This window comes from Streptomyces sp. UNOC14_S4 (assembly GCF_020740835.1).
Taxonomy (GTDB): Bacteria; Actinomycetota; Actinomycetes; order Streptomycetales; family Streptomycetaceae; genus Streptomyces.
The window spans coordinates 1-812 of sequence record NZ_JAINFC010001007.1; the positions used below are offsets into that span (position 1 = coordinate 1).

General features: G+C 77.3%; 1 protein-coding gene. It reads left to right on the forward strand.

What is annotated here, in order from left to right; all coding sequences use genetic code 11:
* Window positions 1-319 precede the first annotated feature (319 nt).
* A partial coding sequence (locus K6I34_RS37610; protein WP_229332493.1) for a glycosyltransferase occupies window positions 320-812 on the forward strand: 493 nt, incomplete at its 3' end.

Below are 812 nucleotides of genomic sequence, written 5' to 3' on the forward strand. Positions count from 1 at the left end.
TTGTAGCCGGGGGCTGCCGCCCCCGGGCCCCCGCTGCGCCTATGGGGGTGCCTCTTGGGCTCCGCGTGCGGCCGCGGGTCCGGTGGGGGCTGGTCGCGCAGTTCCCCGCGCCCCTTACGGGGCCTGACGGGGCGCGGGCCCCGGAGTCTGACGAGCTGCGGGAAATCACCTATGTGAGTGAATCTGCGGATGCGTGGGCGAGGTGAGGCGGCCAACCTGCGAGACGGTGGTGCCGGGATGTCGGTGGAGGCTGGCATCCTGGGCGCACCATCGCAGCGCCGTCCGTCCCGTCCCACGCCGCGTCAGGAGCTTCACCCGCGTGAGCAGCACACACGTCTCGCCGCACGGGCGCCCACCCCTGCACGCCGTACAGGTGCTGGGCGGGGGCGGCTCCGGCAGCGGGCCGCACGTGCGGTCGCTCGCCGCGGGGCTCGTCGCCCGCGGGCTGCGGGTGACCGTGTGCGCCCCGCGCGGCACGGGCGAAGGGTACGGCTTCACGGGGGCCGGGGCCATCGGCGGTGCCTCCTTCTCGCCGCTGCGGAACGGCCCGGACGCCCTCGCGGTCGCCGGTATCCGCGCGGCGAGCACCGGCGCGGACGTGGTGCACGCGCACGGGCTGCGGTCGGGCGTGCTGGCGGCCCTCGCGCTGCGCGGCAGGCGGACGCCGCTCGTCGTCACCTGGCACACGCGGGCCCGCGCGGCGGCCGCGGCGGGGGCCCGGGCCCAGTTCGTCCGGCTCATGGAGCGGCAGGCGGCCCGTGCTTCGGCTGTCGTCCTCGGGGTGACCTCCGAGCTCGTCGACCGTGCCCGGC